This window comes from Sphingobium yanoikuyae (assembly GCF_013001025.1).
Classification (GTDB): domain Bacteria; phylum Pseudomonadota; class Alphaproteobacteria; order Sphingomonadales; family Sphingomonadaceae; genus Sphingobium; species Sphingobium yanoikuyae_A.
The window spans coordinates 3,366,937-3,384,071 of the sequence record NZ_CP053021.1; the positions used below are offsets into that span (position 1 = coordinate 3,366,937).

Below are 17,135 nucleotides of genomic sequence, written 5' to 3' on the forward strand. Positions count from 1 at the left end.
TTGCCTGGGGAGGTTTTTCTTTGGCGCATGCTCGTGGACGGCATTTTATCTTCCCGGAACAAAGCCCTGTGGATTTCGCCACCGCCTTGCATAAGGTGCCGGCCGGGGGGAAATCATGATTCTCGGTATCGATCTTGGAACGACCAATAGCGCCGCCGCTATCTGGAAGGATGGCGCAGCACAGCTTGTGCCCAATGCGCTGGGCGACCTGCTGACACCGTCGATCGTCAGCGTGGACAATATGGGCATGATCCATGTCGGCCGCGCCGGACGCGATCGGCTGACCACCGACCCGGACGGGACCGTCGCCAGCTTCAAACGCTATATGGGCACGGAACGCCGCGCCACGATGAGTGGTCACAGCTACTCACCCGAAGAATTGTCCGCCTGCATCCTGCGCTCGCTCAAGGCCGATGCGGAGGCATTTTGCGGCGAACCCATCACCGAAGCGGTGATCACGGTGCCGGCCTATTTCAACGATCGTCAGCGCAAGGCCACGCGGCGCGCGGGCGAACTGGCGGGCCTGACCGTGCGGCGCCTGATCAACGAACCGACGGCGGCGGCGCTGGCCTTTGGCGTCCACGATCGCGACGAGCATGAACCCTTTCTGGTCTTCGATCTGGGCGGTGGAACCTTCGACGTGTCGATCGTCGAGATGTTCGACGGCATCATCGAAGTGCGCGCCTCATCGGGCGACAATCATCTGGGTGGCGACGATTTCAACAGCGCGATCATCGCACTGGCCCGCGCCGCGCTGGAGGCCGAAACGCCGCTGGACGACAAGGATCCGCAGCGACTGGAGGCCCGCCTGCAGGTCGCGGCCGAAGCCACGAAACAGGCCCTGTCCCTCGCCGATGAAGCTGACTTCACGCTGGTCATCGGCGACGACCAGCGCAGCACCCGCATCACCACCCGCGCGCTGGAGGAACAGGCCCAGGGCCTCCTTACCCGGCTGCGCGATCCGGTGCTGCGCTCCTTGCGGGATTCCAACATCGACGTCCGCGCCCTCAGCGAAGTGGTGCTGGTCGGCGGGGCAACGCGCATGCCCATCGTCCGCCGTGCCATCACCCGCATGTTCGGCCGCTTCCCCAACAGCACGGTCCATCCCGATCATGCCGTGGCGCTCGGCGCAGCGGTGCAGGCCGGGTTGCTGGCCAGGGATGCCGCCCTCGACGAGATCCGGCTGACCGACGTCTGCCCCTTCACCCTAGGCGTCAACCATTCGGAGCGCGACGCGCGCGGCCATTTCCATCATGGCCTCTTCTCGCCGATCATCGAACGCAACACCGCCATCCCGGTCAGCCGCGTCGAAACCTATCGCACCGTGTCCGACAATCAGCGCTACATCGAATTCGGCATCTATCAGGGTGAGGCGCGCGAAGTCTCCTCCAACGTGCTGCTGGGGTCGATCAGCATCCCGGTGCCGCCACGCCCGGCCGGCGAGATACTGGTCGATTGTCGATTCAGCTATGACAGCAGCGGCCTGCTGGAGGTCGACGTCGTGGTGCCGGAAACGGGCCAGAGCCGCAATCTGGTGATCGTCGACGAAAGCGAGCAGCGCGCCGAACGCGACCTGGCCGAAAGCCGGGCGCGCCTCGCCGCACTCAAATTCCACCCGCGCGAGGCGATGGAAAATGTCGCGGCGCTCGCCCGCGCGCGCAAAGGATACGAATCCTTCATCGGCGAGCGGCGCGAAGCCATTGGTCGCTGGATCACCCAGTTCCAGTCGGTGCTGGAAACCCAGGACAGCCGGCTGATCACCGAGGAGCGCAGGCTCCTGCTCCAGAATCTGGACCTGGTCGAAAAGGATTATGGGCTGTGAGCCCTTCGACCGCCTGGCAATTGCTGGGGATAGAGGCGACGGCGGACAGCAAGGCGATCCGCCGTGCCTATGCCGCCCGGCTGCGCGCCATCGATCCGGACCAGGACCGGGATGGCTTTGCCGCGCTGCGCGACGCTCGCGACCAGGCCCTGATGCTGGCATCGGGCGAGGTGGCCGATGCGCCGCCCCCCGGCATCATGATCGACGGGATGGAAGTCATCGTCCCGTCGCCGGACGTGGCCTTCAGTGGCTCCCTTCCGGCCACATGCGATACCGCATCCGCCCCTTTGTCGATCGTGCCCGCAACGCCGCCCCCGGATTGGCGCATGCCACCCATCGCGCCGGATTGCCGGATCGCCGCGGATGCAGGCGATGCGATCGCCCTGCCCCTGCCCGACGGGGCCGACGCGCTGATCGTGCCGACGGTGACGCGCGCAGAGATCCAGGATCTAAGCCGCGCCGACCATGCGCTCCATGCCCTGCTCTATCCCGATCCGGACGCGGAGTCGCAGGATCGACCGATGCATCCGGCGGACATCGTCAACGGCACCACCCTGATCAAGCGGATCCATGCCGAAGCGCAGCAGGGCGCGATCGACCTGCATGCCCGCGTCGACGACTGGCTTGCCAACATATTGGCCGGCTCCTGGCCCCGCGCCCAGCCGCTGCTCGCCCCGGCCGCGCGCCTGTTCGGCTGGGAGGCGCTGGACGGCCAGATCGACGCGCCACCGGCAGTCGATTTCATCAACCGGCGCCTCGCCTCCGACCGCTTCGCCCAGCAGGTGCAGCAGAAAGGCCACCCGCTCCATCGCGCCTGGCAGCAATTGGCCAAGCCGACCCGGCCGGGGCAGAGCTGGGCCCTATGGTGGCAGGGCGCCAAGGTCGACGAACTGATAACGACGATCCGCCGTGACTATCCCGAACTGGAGCAACGGCTGGATTGGCATCGCATTGCCCTGCGCGAGGAACGCACGGGCCGAGCGATCGCATCCTTCGGCGGTCGCATCCTGTTCGGCGTCGTCCTGCTGCAGTTACTCGGTGCCATGGCGCGCTGTCAGGACAATGGATCGCCCATGCCCAGCCTGCCGAGCGCCAGCGACATCCCCGTCGCCACCGCCCCGCGCGTACCCGGCGGTCTGGGCGATGTCGCGGCCGACATGCAGGCGGCGGTACGCGCCGCCTTCGGCAAGGATATCCCGCTCGACCTGCTCAATGCCCAGGCGCCGCTCGTCCATGCGCTCTTCGCCAGCAACTGGCGCGCCGGCATGGGCATGGGGTGGACCCGCGCCCGCTATGTCGAGGCGATGACCGGCATCATCCGCAATCGCTATGCCCTGCTCGCGCGGCAGAAGGGCGGCGACAGCCTGATCGCGATGCAGCGCCAGCGGCTGAAGGAAGAACGCGCGCTCAAGGGCGATCATTGGCACGCCTGCGCCGAGGCGGCCAAGCATGGCGCCTTTGCCGATCCCGAGCTGATCCCGGCCGATCTGCGGGATCCCGCGCGGGCGCAGGTCGCCGATCTGGTCATCGCCATGCCCGACAATCCGGTGCTTCCGCCGCCGGGCGGCAGCTTCTCCATCCCCGGCCAGATCGTGCAGCGCGTGATCGACCAGTCCGGCCTGTCGCTCGATCAGGTCAGCGCCGCCTTCCAGAACAAGGGCAAGGATCGGGAACAGTGCCTGACCCACATCGCCCTGCTGGATGCCGCGCTGGATGCAAACAAGGCCACCCGCGCCGCCCTGTTGCCGCACATTTGAACCAGCGATCGCACATAGGAAAGAAGCGCCCCGCCTTGCGGCAGGACGCTTCTTGTCCATCAGCCAGCGGTCAAGCCGCGATCAGGCCGCGCGGCGGGCCTTGTTCAGCTTCTTGAGCAGCATGTCGCGCTTCAGGCGCGACAGATGGTCGATGAACAGCACGCCTTCGAGATGGTCCATCTCATGCTGCAGGCAGGTGGCGAGCAGCCCTTCCAGCTGCTCCTCATGAATGCGGCCATCGCGGTCCATCCAGCTCGCGCGGATCACCGCCGGGCGCTCCACCTCGGCAAACTGGTCGGGCACCGACAGACAGCCTTCATTATAGACCGACTGCTCGTCCGATTCCTTCAGGATTTCCGGATTGATGAACACCATCGGCTTCTTGACCGGCGGCGCGCCTTCCTCATCCGATTCCGGTTCCTGCAGATCCATCACCAGGATGCGCTTGGGCACACCCACCTGGATCGCGGCCAGGCCGATGCCCGGCGCGTCATACATGGTTTCGAACATGTCGTCGATCAGACGCTGCAGATCGTCGTCGATCGCCTCTACGGGGGTCGAAATGGTACGCAGGCGCGGATCGGGCGCCTCAAGGATCGGAAGAATGGCCATGGCGAAAACATAGGCGGAACGGGGGAAAATTTCAAGCGAGACGGGCGCTGGCCCACGCACCGCTTGCCGCCCCGCCCGGCGGGGTCTAGGCGAAGGGGCGTGACCGACGAAACCGCACAGCAGCGCCGCTATAAATCCTTCGAGGATACCCACCAGATGCTGATCGAGCTGGCGGTCGGGCTGATCGCCGATCGCGGCATCGATGCGCTGTCCCTGTCCGCCCTCGCCCGCGCCGCCGGGGTCAACCGCACCACCATCTATTATCATTTCACCGATCGTGACGCCCTAGTCGCGGCGGTGAAGCTCTGGTCCTCGCAGCAGATCGTCGCCGCCTTCCGCCCGGAACTGCCGCGCCAGGCGCGGATCGACTATGTCACCCGCTTCGTGCTCGACAATCCCGCCATCATGTCGCTGTGGATCGAGGATTTCATCGCACCCGGCGACATCCGCGCCAGCTATCCGCATTGGGACGCCCTGGTATCGGGCATCGGCACCAGCCTTGCCGCCGCCTTCCCCGACGAGCCGATCGACGCCGAAGTCTATTGCGTGATGCTGCTCACCAGCGCGCTGATCGGCCCGCGCGTCTTTCGCCATCGCGTCGCCCCCGATCTCGACACCGAAGCCACCATCGCCCGCTTCCGCCAGGAACAGCAGCGGGTGCTGCGCCGGGATGGCATCGCCGACGACTGACGGAATTTACAACAATCATGTTGCAAATTTAGATTGACCCGCTCATGCTGTCGAAAAGATAGACAGCGGAGAGCGATGATGCACGGCGAACGGCCCGGCTTTCAGGGCATGAGCGACGACAGTCTGGCCTGGCTCGGCACCGCGCCGATCCCCGCCGCCCCCTATCATGATCCGGCCTGGTTCGAGCTGGAACGGGAAGCGGTGTTCCGCCGCGCCTGGTTGCAGATCGGCCATGTCTGCGAACTGCCCGACAGCGGCAGCTTCATCCGCCGCGAGATCGAGGCACTCAATGTGTCGCTGCTGATCGTGCGCGGCCGCGATGGCGAGATTCGCGCCTTCCACAATGTCTGCACCCATCGCGGCACCCAGCTGGTCGAGGAGGAAAGCGGCAGGCGCGGGACTTTCTCCTGCCCCTATCATCGCTGGTCGTTCGGCACCGATGGCGCGCTGCTCGCCGCCCCCGATTTCGATCGTTTCTTCGTCGACAAGGCCGACTGCGCCCTGCCCCGCGTCGCGCTCGACATCTGCGGCGGGCTGATCTTCGTCCATCTCGGCACGCCGGACAAAGGCCTGCGCGATGATCTTGGCCCCTATGCGACCATGCTCGACGGCTTCCCGGCGGCGCAGGCCACCACCTTCTCCGAATATGTCTATGAGATCGACGCCAACTGGAAGCTGACCTACGACAATTTCCAGGAAAATTACCATCTCCGTTTCATCCATCCCCGCTCCGGCGCACCGGCAGTGGGGGAGGATAATCCGTTCGGCTATCCGGTGAAGATGGGCTTTCATGGCCCCCACCGCACCCAGACGATCTGGACCAATCCCGATCCCGCGCCCCAGCCGGTGCAGGCGCAATCCTTCGGCCGCGCCGCCCGCTTCGCCATGGCCGACGGCACCGCCGGCCCGCACAGCCGCGACTATCTCGCGCTCTTTCCCAATTTCTTCATCCTCGGATCGCCGGCCCAGCCCTTCTCTCACACCGTCTGGCCGATCGACGCCCGCCGCTCGCGCGGCGTGATCCGCCTCTATTGGAAGGGCGAGGATGACTGCGCCAGCCGCCGCTATGCCCGCGAATATGCGATGGCCAGCGCGCGCGACATCCATGCCGAGGATCGCGACGTGATCGAGGCGGGGCAGCGCGGCCTCAACAGCGGCGCGCTCAAACATATCCATTTCCAGGCGCAGGAGGCGCTGTGCCGCCACCTCTTCACCGCCGTCGACGAACGGGTGCAGGCCTATCGTGCCGACCTGGCCGGCACTGCGCCCCGGCCCGTCTCGCGGGCGGAGGCAATGGCATGACCACGCTCCTCCCCACTGGTTTCGATGCGCTCGCCCCCTTTGCCGATCGCTGGGCGATCGACGGATCGATCGCCCGCGCCGCCCGGCGCGGCGATGCCGCCCCCGCCGACCGCACCGCCTTCTTCGCGGCGGCCGCGCCCCTGCTCGACGCCGCCCTCGCCCATCTCGACCGCTACCCGATCGACGCCCTGCCGCCGGCCGAGCAAAGGCTGATGGACATGATGCTGACCCTCGCCCATGTCTCGCTGACCGAAGAGATATTGGGCGACCAGGAACCCGCCCACGCCCGCCAGCGCCAGCATATGCACATTACCCGGACCCCGGCAGGCGCCTGAGAGACGCAGGCCCGCCCCGTCATTCCAAGCGCAGCAAAGCAATTACGAGGATCGGGTTTTGACCGCTGACGACCGTTGTTGCCGGTTAGTTCGGCGTTTGGCGAACCCGTAAGCTGACATTGCGCCATCCGGGTCGATCCTGATAACGAGCGTCATGGCAAATTCTGGCATAGAAAATATATGGTCAAGACTTTGGGCACCTCGGTTAGGCCCGGATGATGTGCGGTTGCGTTTTGAGCTTGGCGGCGAGGAGTTCGATAACATCAGCCAGCCAGTTCCTCGTTTTCTCCAAGCACTTCATCGATCTTCAACAATAGCCGACAAGCTATTCCGTCAGAGTTGCGTTGGTCTGGTTGCTTGGAACGGACAAGAGCCGAACGCTCTCGGGAATGCCGAAATAGAGAATGGCTTTGAGGCGCTAAAATATACTGGTTTTAACGCCGCTCAAATTGACGAGTGGAGCACCCCACTTTATCTAGATTCCGATAGCAATGAAGTGGATTTGTGGACAGTTCGCAGCTACGAAATGAGCGATAATAAGACTGCTCGTGATACCATTCTCTGGCACGCGATTGCTAGTGAAATGCCGATCTATCCAAACGCCCCCGTTGTGACTTTTTTGATCGATCCCGTTAATTCGATCATGCTCCATGCCTATGATGATCGGGGAATGGACGTAATGGCTGACGATGCGGCAAAACTGCGCGATACGTATTCGGCCTTCGATGGATGGCTTCTCGACTATGATCGGGAGCGAATGGGCATTTTGTTTTAATCATGCCTGCTTTTGACGCCGCGCCCCTCCAAAGCTGACAGTCCGCAAACCACCCTTGAGCGTCGCTCATCCCGTCGATCGCCACCGGGCCTGCCCGATAGCGGTCGGTCCGCTCTTGGGTAGGAAAGTTGCTCGACCAGAAGCGGGCCTGTTCCCCCTCCCGCAGGTGGGAGGGGGGTAGGGGGTGGGCTGGACATCGCGAAAGCCCACCCCGCTGCGACTAACGCGCTGCGCGCGCAAGTCTCGCTGCCCCTCCCGCTTGCGGGAGGGGAATGGCGGGAAACCACCCATCCTGGCCATTTAGCTGGCATCGCGTCGCAGCCGCCCGATATCCGGGGCTGTCGCCCCATGGCTCCGGATGTTGGTTGCTCCGCTTCAGGGACGCTGACCTTCGGCTGCGTGACTGCGAAACCGCTATTTCTTCGGGAACAGCAGGGTGAAGATCATGCGGATGCCCCATTCGGGGCCGCCGTCGGGCGAGACGGCATAATATTTGCCGCCAAGGCCCACCTGCACCGCCTGGTCGCCGACCTTGGTCAGTTGCGTGACGGTAAGGTTCACCGGCACCAGCCAGTCCTTGCCCTTCCAGTCATAGGCCGCTTCGGCGTTGATGCCATAGGTGGTGGCGTGGGACGTGGTGTGGCTGAAGAAGGGCTGCATGAAGCTGGCGCTGACGTCGGAACGGTCATCCTTGCCGGCGATCGACCAGATATGGTTGCCGAGGAAACCGACCGTGTTCTGGCCCATCTGCTTGAGCAGCACGACGGTCGGGCCGGCGCCCCATTTGTCCCCGCCCAGATAGCGATCGGTTGCCGAGGGATAAAGGATGGCGGGCCCCACGCCCCAGATGATGCCCTTATTCTCCTTGGGCGAGAAGAAGAAGCTCTGGGTGATATCGCCAAGGCCGAAGGCATCCGTGCCAGGTCCCTGATAGCTATTCTGCGCGACGACCGGCACGATGGTGCGCACGATCATGTTCCAGTCCTTGCCCACGCTGATCGGCACCACCGGCTGGATGTTGAGCGTCGACTTGATGCCATCATCCCCGGCACCGAAGTCGAGATTTTCCTGGAACGGCACGCTGATCAGCGAGGCGACCGGGTTGGACAATTGCAGCGCCAGATCCTGGTCGCTGCCGCCCGCCGGCGGTGGCCCGGAGGTGATGGCAGGCGCTGCCGACGATCCCGCATCCTGCGCGATCGCCGGCAGCGGCGCCATGGCGACCAGGCCTGCGAGCCAGGCGATCTTGCGATGATATCCGGTCTGCATGGCCAAGCGCCTTCCCCTTTCGAACATTCTGCGCGGGGACAGAATGGCCCGAACGAGAGCGGGGGCCAATCGCGGGCTTTGCGGAGATCGGCCGGGAATAATCCCTAGGGGCGCTCGTCCCAGCGCAGCAGCCGCACCTGGCCCGGCGCATCGACGACCAGTTCGCCAAAGGCCCCGGTGCGCAGCTTGAGCTGGCCATGGGCGAGGCTCAGCGCCAGCAGGGCGAAGCGGGCGGCGCCGTTGCTGGTGACCAGCAATTCCGCCCCCTCCCCTTCTGCGGCGAACCAGGTGCGCCAGGCAGCGATGCGCGCGGGGGCGTCGACGGTCCAGCCATCGGGCACGATCCCGTCCCGGTCCCAGGCGGCGATCACCGCTTCGCCTAGACGCGCCACGACGGTCGCCTCCGGCTGCCCCTCGTCCGGGCCATGGTCGATCTCGTCGAGCCAGGGCAGGATGGCGTCGACCGGATGGTCGAGCGCGGCCGCGATCGGCGCCGCGGTCTGGCGCGCGCGCAGCAACGGGCCGCTGTAGAGACGCACGGCGCCGAGCGACCGGGCCGCGAAATAGCTGGCGAGACGCTGGGCCTGGGCCATGCCGCTGTCGACCAGTGGAATGTCGGTGCCGGCCCCGACCCGGCGCGCATCGGCGCTGGAGGCGAAGGTGTTGCCGTGGCGGATGACGAAGATGCGCCGGCTCATGACAGGGCCGGCGTCGGATCTCCATGGGCGGCAATCAGCGCCTCGACCCGCTGGATGTCGGCCTCGGTATCGATGCCGCTGCTGTCGAAAACAGGCGGATCGACCGGGACGGTCATGATATCGATGCCCAGTTCCAGCAGCCGCAACTGCTCCAGCCCTTCCAGATTTTCGAGCGCCGTGGGCGGCGATGCCTCAAACCGGGCGAGCGCATCATAGGCATAGCCATAAAGGCCGACATGGCGCCAGACGGGGGATATGGGACCGGCGGCACGCAGCCTGTCCTCATCGCGGATGGCGGGAATGATCGTCTTGGAAAACCAGAGCGCCCGGCCATCCGCACCGCGGGCGCAGGTCGTGCCGCTGAAGGGCGAGCGTTGCTTATGCTCGCGCAGCGCATCGAGCGCGGCCCAGTCGAGCCCGATCACCGGGGTCGCGACCTGCGCGCCGGCATCCAGCGCCTCGATCACCGCGCCCAGCGCTCCCTTGGGCTGGAAGGGCGAATCCCCCTGGAGATTGACGACGAAGTCGGGCTGGGTGGCCTGCGCGCGGGCGGCGGCGAGAGCGCGGCCGGAGCCGGTGGCGATCGCGCTGTCGGTCATCACCGCGTCGCAGCCGGCGGCCTGCGCATGGGCCGCAATCTCGTCATCATCGGTGGCGACGACCAGAGCGACGCCGGCGCGCGCGCCGATCGCCGCGCGCGCCATGGCGATCGTGCGATGCAGCAGGCTGCGCCCCGCAATGAGGCGTAGCGGCTTGCGCGGCAGGCGGGACGACCCCGCCCGCGCCGGAATGACCACCAATATGGTCAGGCGACCCCGGCGTGCAGCAGATCATGCATGTGAAGCGCGCCGACCAGATCGCCATCCTCGCACACGAACAGCAGGGTGATGTTGCGATCGTGCATGATGCGCAGCGCTTCCGACGCCAGTTCGTCAGGACCGATCGACTGCGGCGTCACGGTCATGAAACGGCCGACCGCATCGGTCAGATTCTGCTTGCCGGTCACGGCCCGGCGCAGATCGCCATCGGTGAAGGCGCCGATCAGCTGGCCACGCTGGTCGACGATGGCCGTGCCGCCAAGGCGCGCACGGGTCATCTCGATCGTGGCGTCGAGCAGCGAGGAATCCTCGCACACCCGCGGCACGTCGCTGCCCGCCGACATCAGTTCGCGCACCTTGACGAGCTGCGCCCCAAGACGGCCATTGGGGTGGAATTTGTAGAAATCGTCGGCCGAAAAGCCGCGCATTTCCATCAGCGACATCGCCAGTGCGTCACCAAAGGCCATCTGCAAGGTGGTCGATGTGGTGGGCGCCAGCATATTGGGGCAGGCTTCGCGCACCGCCGGCATCAGCATGCAGACATCGGCAGCCTCGGCCACGGTGCTCTGCGCCTGCGCCGTCATCGCCAGCAGCGGGACGCCGAAGCGCTTGCAATAATGGATGATCGGCCCGAGTTCGGTGGATTCACCCGAATGGGACAGCATCAGCACGACATCGTCCGGCGTCACCATGCCCAGATCGCCATGGCCGGCATCGGCCGGATGCAGGAACAGCGCCGGCGTGCCAGTGGAGGTGAGCGTCGCCGTCATCTTGCGCGCGACGATGCCGCTCTTGCCGATGCCGGTGACGATCACCCGTCCCCGGACATTGATGATGATACCGACGAGCCGCAGGAAGGCGGCGGAAAATTCCCGGTCGGAAAATTTGGCTTCGAGTGTATTGAGCCCCCTGGCTGCCAGGGCGAGACTGCTGCACGCCGTCTCCACAATATGCGCACCCGAGCCGAAAGGAACGATCTTCGAAACTGTCGACACGCTTCTTGCCCTTTTTTCCGCGTATCGCCGCCGACATGCTCCGGCTGACGCCCGCGGTGTCGATGCGCCTTGCCAGCGCAGCGTCCATCCCTTGTTCCGCGACCCCAGGCCGATTTCGCAATCAGCACCCTGCAACTGTCTACGCCGTTTCAGGCACTTATGGCAATCCATTTCGCAAGTGCGGCAAGGGGCACTGAAGTCGGAAGGCAGGGGAAATGGGGCAGAAATACAAGACGAAATGAGCTAAATCATCGACAAGCCGAGGAACTTTTCGACAACTCGACATATGTTCCAACACTCACAGTCGATGATAGTCGCGATACCAGTTGACGAATCGGGGCACGCCCGACTCGATCCCGGTGGTGGGCGCAAAGCCGATATCCTGGGCAATCGCACTGATGTCGGCGAAGGTCGCCGGCACGTCGCCCGGCTGCATCGGCTGGAAGTCCAGCTGCGCCTTGCGCCCCACAGCCTCCTCCAGCACGGCGATCAGGTGCATCAGTTCCTCGGGCCGATTATTGCCGATATTGTAGAGCCGATGCGGCGCCCGGCTGCCGCCCGCCTTGAGCGCGCCGTCATCGCCCGGCGGGGAATCAAGGCAGCCGATCACCCCGGCGACGATATCGTCGATATAGGTGAAGTCGCGCTGCATCCGGCCATGGTTGAAGACCGGGATCGGTTCGCCGGCGAGGATCTTCTGGGTGAAGATCCACATCGCCATGTCGGGCCGGCCCCAGGGACCATAGACGGTGAAGAAGCGCAGCCCCGTCATCGGCACGCGGAACAGATGGGCATAGGTCTCGCTCATCAGCTCGTCCGCCCGCTTGGTCGCGGCATAGAGGGAGACCGGATGATCGGTGCGATCCTCCACCCGGAAGGGCAAGCTCTCGTTGCCGCCATAGACGGACGAGGAAGAGGCATAGACCAGATGACGCACCCGCCGTTCCCGCGCCAGTTCGAGCATGTTCACATGGCCGGCCAGGTTGGACTGGACATAGGCATGGGGATTGATCAGCGAATAGCGCACGCCGGCCTGTGCGCCGAGATGGACGATCGCCTCGATCGGATGATCGGCGAGCAGCGCCTGAAGTGCCGGCATGTCGGCAAAGTCCAGTTCGGCGAAGGTGAACAGCTTGCCATGGCGCTGTTCGAGCGCCGCGATCCGATCGCGCTTGAGCGAGACCTGATAATAGTCGTTGAGATTGTCGATGCCGATCACGGCGCGCCCGTCGGCCAGCAGCCGGTCGGCCACCGCCATGCCGATGAAGCCGGCCGCGCCGGTTACCAGGATCGTCAAAGCGTCATCCTCCTTGATCGGGCCGACAGGCGCGTCGCCGCCAGAGCCATGGCGGTTCACAGACAATCCGACGCGCGATGTAAAGCCCTTTCCCTCATAAGCCGTTCGATACAGGCTTCCATGCGGCGGAATACTTAGGCATTCCCTAATCTTTCCCGGCTAAGGCGAGGCGATGGACATGGCAGCGCACCCATCTCCCCCCTTTGCATCCGACAGCCTGGCGCTGACGGACCCGCGCGCGCGCTGGGCGGCGCTGGCGGAGGGTGCGGCCGAACCCAATGCCTTCTACGCGCCCGACCTGCTGGCAGCGGCGATCGACCATCTGGCCGGCAATGGCCCGACCGGCCATGGAGACGTGCGCCTGATCGAGGCGCAGGCGGATGGCGAACTGATCGGCCTGTTGCCGGTGACGGTGCAGGCGCGCCATGGCCGCTTGCCGATCGGCTGCGTCGCCAACTGGATGCACGACCATTGTTTCTTCGGCGCGCCGCTGATCCGGCGCGGCCAGGAGATGGCAGCGTGGCGCAGCCTGCTGGCGCAGCTGGACGCGGCGGAATGGGCGCCCCATTTCCTGCATCTGCGCGCACTGGATGCGGCCGGCGCCAATGCCGCCGCGCTGGAAGCACTGTGCGTCGAACAAGGGCGCGGCCGGCGCGAGGTGCATCGCCATGACCGGGCGATGCTGCGATCCGACCTGTCGGCCGACGCCTATTGGGAAACCCATGTCCGCGCCAAGAAGCGCAAGGAAATCCGCCGTCTGCAGAAGCGACTGGCGGAATTGGGGACGGTCGAGCAGCGATTGCTGGACGATGGCGCCGACCTGCCGCGCTGGTGTGGCGACTTCCTGGCGCTGGAGGCGTCCGGGTGGAAGGGCCGCGAGGGCAGCGCACTGGCGAGCAGGCCCGATGACATCGCCTTCTTTCGCGCCGCCTGCGCCGCGGCCTTTGCGGCGGGACGGCTGCATTTCCTGCGCATCGACCTGGATGGCCGGGCGATCGCGATGCTGGTCAATTTCCGCCATGGCGACGGCGCCTTTTCCTTCAAGATCGCCTTTGACGAGGAGATGGGGCGCTTTTCGCCCGGCGTGCTGATCGAGATCGCCAATCTGCACGCGGTGCAGGATGACTCGGCGATCGGCTGGATGGACAGTTGCGCCGCCGCCGATCATCCGATGATCGACAGCCTGTGGGCCGAGCGCCGCAGCATCGTCCAATATCGTATCGCCCTGCAGGGCAAGGGCGCGACGCGCCTGCGCCGGGCAGCGGCCTTTGCATTGGCCGGCGGGGTCGAACGGATCGCCAGCCGCATGAAAGGACAGGAATGACCGTGCATAGCCCGATGGCGCCGGCCACCGACGCGCCGCATTTTTCGGACAGCGCGCGCGCCACCTTTGCCGCCGCCTATCCCGACCAGCCGACGAAGCTGACGCATCAATTGGTCGGGCATGCGCTGCTGACGCTGGATGCGCTGGCGGCGCTGGCCGAGCGGATGCCGGCGAGCGCGGTCGAATATAATCTGGGCAAGCTGCCGCTGGGCGTGCGGCCGGAGGATACGCCGTCCAACGGGCTGAGCCTGGGCGAGACGATCCGCACGATCGAGAGCAATGGCAGCTGGGCGGTGCTCAAGAATGTCGAGCGCGACCCGGCCTATGGCGCGTTGCTGGACGCGGCGCTGGCGGAGCTGGAGCCAATCGTCGCGCGCAGCACCGGGCCGATGCTGCACCGCGAGGCGTTCATCTTCCTGACCTCCCCCGGCAGCGTCACCCCGTTCCACATGGACCCGGAGCATAATATCCTGCTGCAGATCATGGGGACCAAGGTGATGACCGTGTTCCCGGCGCGCGACGAGGAACTGGTGCCGGCGCGCAAGAGCGAGGAATTTCACAATGGCGGCCATCGCAACCTGATCTGGCAGGACGGGTTCAAGGCGCGCGGCACCCCCTTCCCGCTTGCCCCCGGCGAGGCCGTGCATGTGCCGGTCAAGGCACCGCATTTCGTGGAAAATGGCCCGGCCGTGTCGATCAGCCTGTCGATCACCTGGCGGTCCGACCGCAGCGTGGCGGAAGGCGAACTGCACAGTTTCAACGCCCTGCTGCGCAAGCGTGGCTTGCCGACCGGCGCGGTGAGCGAACGCCCCGAGCAACAGGGCATTCGCCGCTTCGTCTATCGCGTCATGCGGAAGCTGGGCGTTTAAGGATTCTGCGCGCCAGTGCCTCGGCCTCCAGCCGGGGACTGAAACGCTCGACATGCCACCATTCCAGCGCCTCCTCGCGGGTCGAGAGGCTCTGCTTGTAGCGATCCTTGCCGGCGAGCAGCGAATAGAGCCGGAAATCCTGCGTGGCATAATGGCCGACGGCAGCGGCGTGACAGAGCAGGCCCGGCTTGTCCTTGGCGGTGCGCGGCTGGGCAAAGGCGGACTGATAGTTCATCGCCTGCCCGTCCTGCACGAAATTGACCAGCAGGCCGACCACGCCGCCGGCATCGGCAAAGCGCAGCATTTCGACCGCGCCCGAGGGCAGGCCCCGCGCCGCGATGGTGGCGACGAACTGGCGAAAGCCCTGATCGTCCCAGGCATTGTCGGCATGGCGCCCCATGTTGAGCGCGGCCATCTCGTCCAGCCAGGGGGCGATGTCATCCAGCGTGCCGACCGCGACATCGGGCAACGGCCCGCCATGATCCTTCATCGCGCGGCGAATCTGGCTGCGCGTATTGCTGCTGAGCAGCGAAAGATAGTCGCCGTCGGCGGCACGCACGGCGTCGAGATCGACCTGATAGACGGGCGAGGAATCGACCCGCAATTTTCGCCGGGACGGCAGGCCAAGCAGCGGCGAATCCGGGACGATGCCGCTCAGCCGCAACACACGCCAGTCACGGCGCCGGGCGATGGCGTCGATCGCCGCAGCGACGGCCGCCACCTCCTGCCCGCGCGCGGCGAGCAGGCCATTATATTCGACATAGGGCCGGTCGATCACCGGATCGCCCGACTGGTTGAGGCTGAGCGTCGCCACCGGGCCGAGCAGGCGCGGGCGCATCGCATGGCCGACCAGCGCCAGCGCGACATCCTGTCCAGCATCGTCGGTAACGGCGAGCAGTTCGGGCCGCACGCCATAGCTGTCGAGCCAGGCCCCCACCCAGGTCCAGCGCAGGAAGAAGGACGCATCGCTGCGCGCCTCCAGCGCCTGCCAGCGGGCGGCCAGCGCCGACCGGTCGGTCGGCAGGGAGAATGTCGCGGTGAGCCCCATCGCGCCCCTCTTGTGACAGAGCGGCGGCGGGAATCAAGCGGGTGTGCTGTGGATCACACTCGAATGCGGCGCTGCGGATCGACCGTGCCGTCGGCGCGGATGCCGGCACGGACCAGATCGCGGCGCATATGGCCGGTCAGAAAGCGCTGAAGCATCACGAAATCGGCGCGCAGCGACCAGAGTGGATAGCGGAAGGTGGCCGGGCGATTGCGCTCGATCAGCATATGGCTGACCCAGGCGAAGCCATAGCCGGCGACCGGCAGGGCTGCGGCCAGCCACCATCGACCCGTAATGGCCGCCGTGGCCGCGATGCCAACCACCAGGCTGGTCCCGGCATAATGCATGGCGCGCGTCGCGGGCCGGGCATGTTCCTGCAGATAATAGGGCCAGAAGTCCCGGAACCGGGTGATCTGGGTCATAAGGGGCATCCTCTCTGTTATGCCCCATCTTTTATACGTGGACGTTCAACTTGTTAAGCGCCACGCGCCGCTTGGGCGCAAAGAGGAAATAATCATAGGCCGCGCGGGCCGCCTGGGCCATGATCTGGTCGCGCGAGACATGGCCCCGGCTGTCCTTCATCACGAAGACGGTGATGGCGAAGCGGCGGCCATCGGGCAGGCCGATGATGCCGACATCATTGCCGACGCCGTTGAGCGACCCGGTCTTGTGCGCGACCGGGGTGCCGGGCGGCAACATGCCCGACAGGCGCAGTTTGCCGGTCTGGCAATGGCCCATGATGGTGAAGAGCAGTTGCGTGCTTTCCGGCTTCAATGCCTTGCCCGATTCATAGGCGACCAGAAGCTGGTTCATCGCCAGCGGTGTCGCCGTGTCGCGCGGATCGAGCATGAAGTCCATGTTCGGCAGGTCGCGCACGTCGCGCCGCTGGATCATCGGATCGGCGCGGCGGGCGGCGCCGGCATTCTGCTGGAAGGTGCCGGACTGGGGATTGATACCCATGGCGCGGTAGAGAAGATGCGCGGTATCGCTGTCGACGCGCAGGCCATGGATGCCGAGGCCGGCGACGAAATCGCTGACCGCCTTCGGCCCGCCGGCGCGGGCGACCAGCACGTCGGTCGCATTATTGTCGCTGCGCGTCAGCATGAGGTCGAGCAACTGGCTGACCGGCAGGGTCGCGCCGGGGCGCGAGAACATCCAGGCGATGCCGCCCTCGCTCGCCAGCGCGGGATCGAGCGCGAGCCGGTCGTCGAGCTTGAGGCTGCCGGCATCGACCAGCGAGAGGATACGGCCCGCGACCGCGACCTTGTAGGCGCTGGCCATGGGGAACAGCGTGTCGCCATTGCGCGACTGGACCTCACCGGTCTGCAGATCCTGCACCGCGACGCCGACCGTGCCGTCCGACAAAGCGGCGAAGCGATCAAATTCGGCCAGAAGATGCGCCTCCGCCGTCAGCAGCACCTGTGGCCGGGGCGGCGGACCGAAGGCATCGGCGCTCGGCAAGGGCGCAAAGAACAGGCCAAGGGCGGCGCAGCTGGCGCCAATTTGACGGAGAGACGGCATGGCCCG

Annotated in this window: 17 protein-coding genes; 8 read left to right on the plus strand and 9 right to left on the minus strand. The window is 65.7% G+C overall.

What is annotated here, in order from left to right; all coding sequences use genetic code 11:
- Positions 1-115 precede the first annotated feature (115 nt).
- The gene (locus HH800_RS16395; protein WP_169861713.1) at positions 116-1,822 is read left to right on the plus strand and encodes an Hsp70 family protein; all 1,707 of its coding nucleotides are present in this window, start codon (positions 116-118) and stop codon (positions 1,820-1,822) included.
- Positions 1,819-3,579 carry a hypothetical protein gene (locus HH800_RS16400; protein ID WP_169861714.1) on the plus strand — a complete coding sequence of 587 codons (1,761 nt, stop codon included), beginning with the start codon at positions 1,819-1,821 and terminating at the stop codon, positions 3,577-3,579. Before HH800_RS16395 ends, HH800_RS16400 begins: the two co-directional genes overlap by 4 nt.
- A gap of 81 nt (positions 3,580-3,660) precedes the next feature.
- Here HH800_RS16400 and def read toward each other — a convergent pair whose 3' ends face one another.
- On the minus strand, positions 3,661-4,191 hold the full coding sequence (def, locus tag HH800_RS16405) for a peptide deformylase (protein WP_004210855.1): 531 nt from the start codon (positions 4,189-4,191) through the stop codon (positions 3,661-3,663).
- A gap of 99 nt (positions 4,192-4,290) precedes the next feature.
- Between def and HH800_RS16410 the strand changes: the two genes are divergently transcribed.
- The 4 genes from HH800_RS16410 (at position 4,291) to HH800_RS16425 (ending at position 7,293) form a co-directional block, all read left to right on the plus strand.
- Positions 4,291-4,881, plus strand: coding sequence for a TetR/AcrR family transcriptional regulator (locus tag HH800_RS16410; RefSeq protein ID WP_010337563.1), 591 nt, complete (start codon positions 4,291-4,293; stop codon positions 4,879-4,881).
- A gap of 108 nt (positions 4,882-4,989) precedes the next feature.
- A complete protein-coding gene (locus HH800_RS16415; RefSeq protein WP_235681902.1) occupies positions 4,990-6,183 on the plus strand; it encodes an aromatic ring-hydroxylating oxygenase subunit alpha in 1,194 nt (397 codons plus the stop codon).
- Positions 6,180-6,518 carry a hypothetical protein gene (locus HH800_RS16420; RefSeq protein WP_169861715.1) on the plus strand — a complete coding sequence of 113 codons (339 nt, stop codon included), beginning with the start codon at positions 6,180-6,182 and terminating at the stop codon, positions 6,516-6,518. The genes HH800_RS16415 and HH800_RS16420 overlap by 4 nt, the downstream gene beginning before the upstream one ends.
- A gap of 154 nt (positions 6,519-6,672) precedes the next feature.
- On the plus strand, positions 6,673-7,293 hold the full coding sequence (locus tag HH800_RS16425; protein ID WP_169861716.1) for a DUF3885 domain-containing protein: 621 nt from the start codon (positions 6,673-6,675) through the stop codon (positions 7,291-7,293).
- A 414-nt stretch (positions 7,294-7,707) separates the two neighbouring features.
- On the opposite strand, the gene HH800_RS16430 is transcribed toward HH800_RS16425, so the two are convergent.
- The 5 genes from HH800_RS16430 to HH800_RS16450 all read right to left on the minus strand — a co-directional run bounded on the left by HH800_RS16430 (position 7,708) and on the right by HH800_RS16450 (position 12,370).
- A complete protein-coding gene (locus HH800_RS16430) occupies positions 7,708-8,562 on the minus strand; it encodes a hypothetical protein (protein ID WP_159366978.1) in 855 nt (284 codons plus the stop codon).
- 104 nt (positions 8,563-8,666) lie between these two features.
- The gene (locus HH800_RS16435) at positions 8,667-9,260 is read right to left on the minus strand and encodes a histidine phosphatase family protein (protein WP_169861717.1); all 594 of its coding nucleotides are present in this window, start codon (positions 9,258-9,260) and stop codon (positions 8,667-8,669) included.
- The gene (gene kdsB, locus HH800_RS16440) at positions 9,257-10,057 is read right to left on the minus strand and encodes a 3-deoxy-manno-octulosonate cytidylyltransferase (RefSeq protein ID WP_169863355.1); all 801 of its coding nucleotides are present in this window, start codon (positions 10,055-10,057) and stop codon (positions 9,257-9,259) included. The genes HH800_RS16435 and kdsB overlap by 4 nt, the downstream gene beginning before the upstream one ends.
- An 8-nt stretch (positions 10,058-10,065) precedes the next feature.
- Positions 10,066-11,073, minus strand: a complete 1,008-nt coding sequence (locus HH800_RS16445; RefSeq protein ID WP_037507643.1) for a KpsF/GutQ family sugar-phosphate isomerase — start codon at positions 11,071-11,073, stop codon at positions 10,066-10,068.
- A gap of 298 nt (positions 11,074-11,371) precedes the next feature.
- Positions 11,372-12,370, minus strand: a complete 999-nt coding sequence (locus HH800_RS16450) for an NAD-dependent epimerase/dehydratase family protein (protein ID WP_169863356.1) — start codon at positions 12,368-12,370, stop codon at positions 11,372-11,374.
- Between the two features lie 172 nt (positions 12,371-12,542).
- Between HH800_RS16450 and HH800_RS16455 the strand changes: the two genes are divergently transcribed.
- Together HH800_RS16455 and HH800_RS16460 are read left to right on the plus strand one after the other, a co-directional pair.
- Positions 12,543-13,694: a GNAT family N-acetyltransferase gene (locus HH800_RS16455; protein WP_169861718.1), complete on the plus strand. Its 1,152-nt coding sequence runs from the start codon at positions 12,543-12,545 to the stop codon at positions 13,692-13,694.
- On the plus strand, positions 13,691-14,563 hold the full coding sequence (locus HH800_RS16460; RefSeq protein WP_169861719.1) for a cupin-like domain-containing protein: 873 nt from the start codon (positions 13,691-13,693) through the stop codon (positions 14,561-14,563). The genes HH800_RS16455 and HH800_RS16460 overlap by 4 nt, the downstream gene beginning before the upstream one ends.
- Here HH800_RS16460 and HH800_RS16465 read toward each other — a convergent pair.
- The 3 genes from HH800_RS16465 to bla are packed head-to-tail and all read right to left on the minus strand — an operon-like array spanning position 14,541 to position 17,129.
- Positions 14,541-15,611: a GNAT family N-acetyltransferase gene (locus tag HH800_RS16465; protein WP_169861720.1), complete on the minus strand. Its 1,071-nt coding sequence runs from the start codon at positions 15,609-15,611 to the stop codon at positions 14,541-14,543. The genes HH800_RS16460 and HH800_RS16465 overlap by 23 nt on opposite strands.
- 53 nt (positions 15,612-15,664) lie before the next feature.
- The gene (locus HH800_RS16470; protein WP_048939352.1) at positions 15,665-16,030 is read right to left on the minus strand and encodes a DUF962 domain-containing protein; all 366 of its coding nucleotides are present in this window, start codon (positions 16,028-16,030) and stop codon (positions 15,665-15,667) included.
- 31 nt (positions 16,031-16,061) lie between these two features.
- Entirely contained in the window at positions 16,062-17,129 is a 1,068-nt protein-coding gene (gene bla, locus HH800_RS16475; RefSeq protein WP_069338099.1) for a class A beta-lactamase, read from the minus strand.
- Positions 17,130-17,135: the final 6 nt, after the last annotated feature.

Bases quoted from the DNA above. Each gene is read 5' to 3' on its own strand.
- HH800_RS16460 (WP_169861719.1), top strand. From the start codon at position 13,691: ATGACCGTGCATAGCCCGATGGCGCCGGCCACCGACGCGCCGCATTTT.
- HH800_RS16455 (WP_169861718.1), top strand. From the start codon at position 12,543: ATGGACATGGCAGCGCACCCATCTCCCCCCTTTGCATCCGACAGCCTG.
- HH800_RS16420 (WP_169861715.1), top strand. From the start codon at position 6,180: ATGACCACGCTCCTCCCCACTGGTTTCGATGCGCTCGCCCCCTTTGCC.
- HH800_RS16465 (WP_169861720.1), bottom strand. From the start codon at position 15,611: ATGGGGCTCACCGCGACATTCTCCCTGCCGACCGACCGGTCGGCGCTG.
- HH800_RS16415 (WP_235681902.1), top strand. From the start codon at position 4,990: ATGAGCGACGACAGTCTGGCCTGGCTCGGCACCGCGCCGATCCCCGCC.
- HH800_RS16435 (WP_169861717.1), bottom strand. From the start codon at position 9,260: ATGAGCCGGCGCATCTTCGTCATCCGCCACGGCAACACCTTCGCCTCC.
- HH800_RS16470 (WP_048939352.1), bottom strand. From the start codon at position 16,030: ATGACCCAGATCACCCGGTTCCGGGACTTCTGGCCCTATTATCTGCAG.
- HH800_RS16430 (WP_159366978.1), bottom strand. From the start codon at position 8,562: ATGCAGACCGGATATCATCGCAAGATCGCCTGGCTCGCAGGCCTGGTC.
- HH800_RS16395 (WP_169861713.1), top strand. From the start codon at position 116: ATGATTCTCGGTATCGATCTTGGAACGACCAATAGCGCCGCCGCTATC.
- HH800_RS16425 (WP_169861716.1), top strand. From the start codon at position 6,673: ATGGCAAATTCTGGCATAGAAAATATATGGTCAAGACTTTGGGCACCT.
- def (WP_004210855.1), bottom strand. From the start codon at position 4,191: ATGGCCATTCTTCCGATCCTTGAGGCGCCCGATCCGCGCCTGCGTACC.
- bla (WP_069338099.1), bottom strand. From the start codon at position 17,129: ATGCCGTCTCTCCGTCAAATTGGCGCCAGCTGCGCCGCCCTTGGCCTG.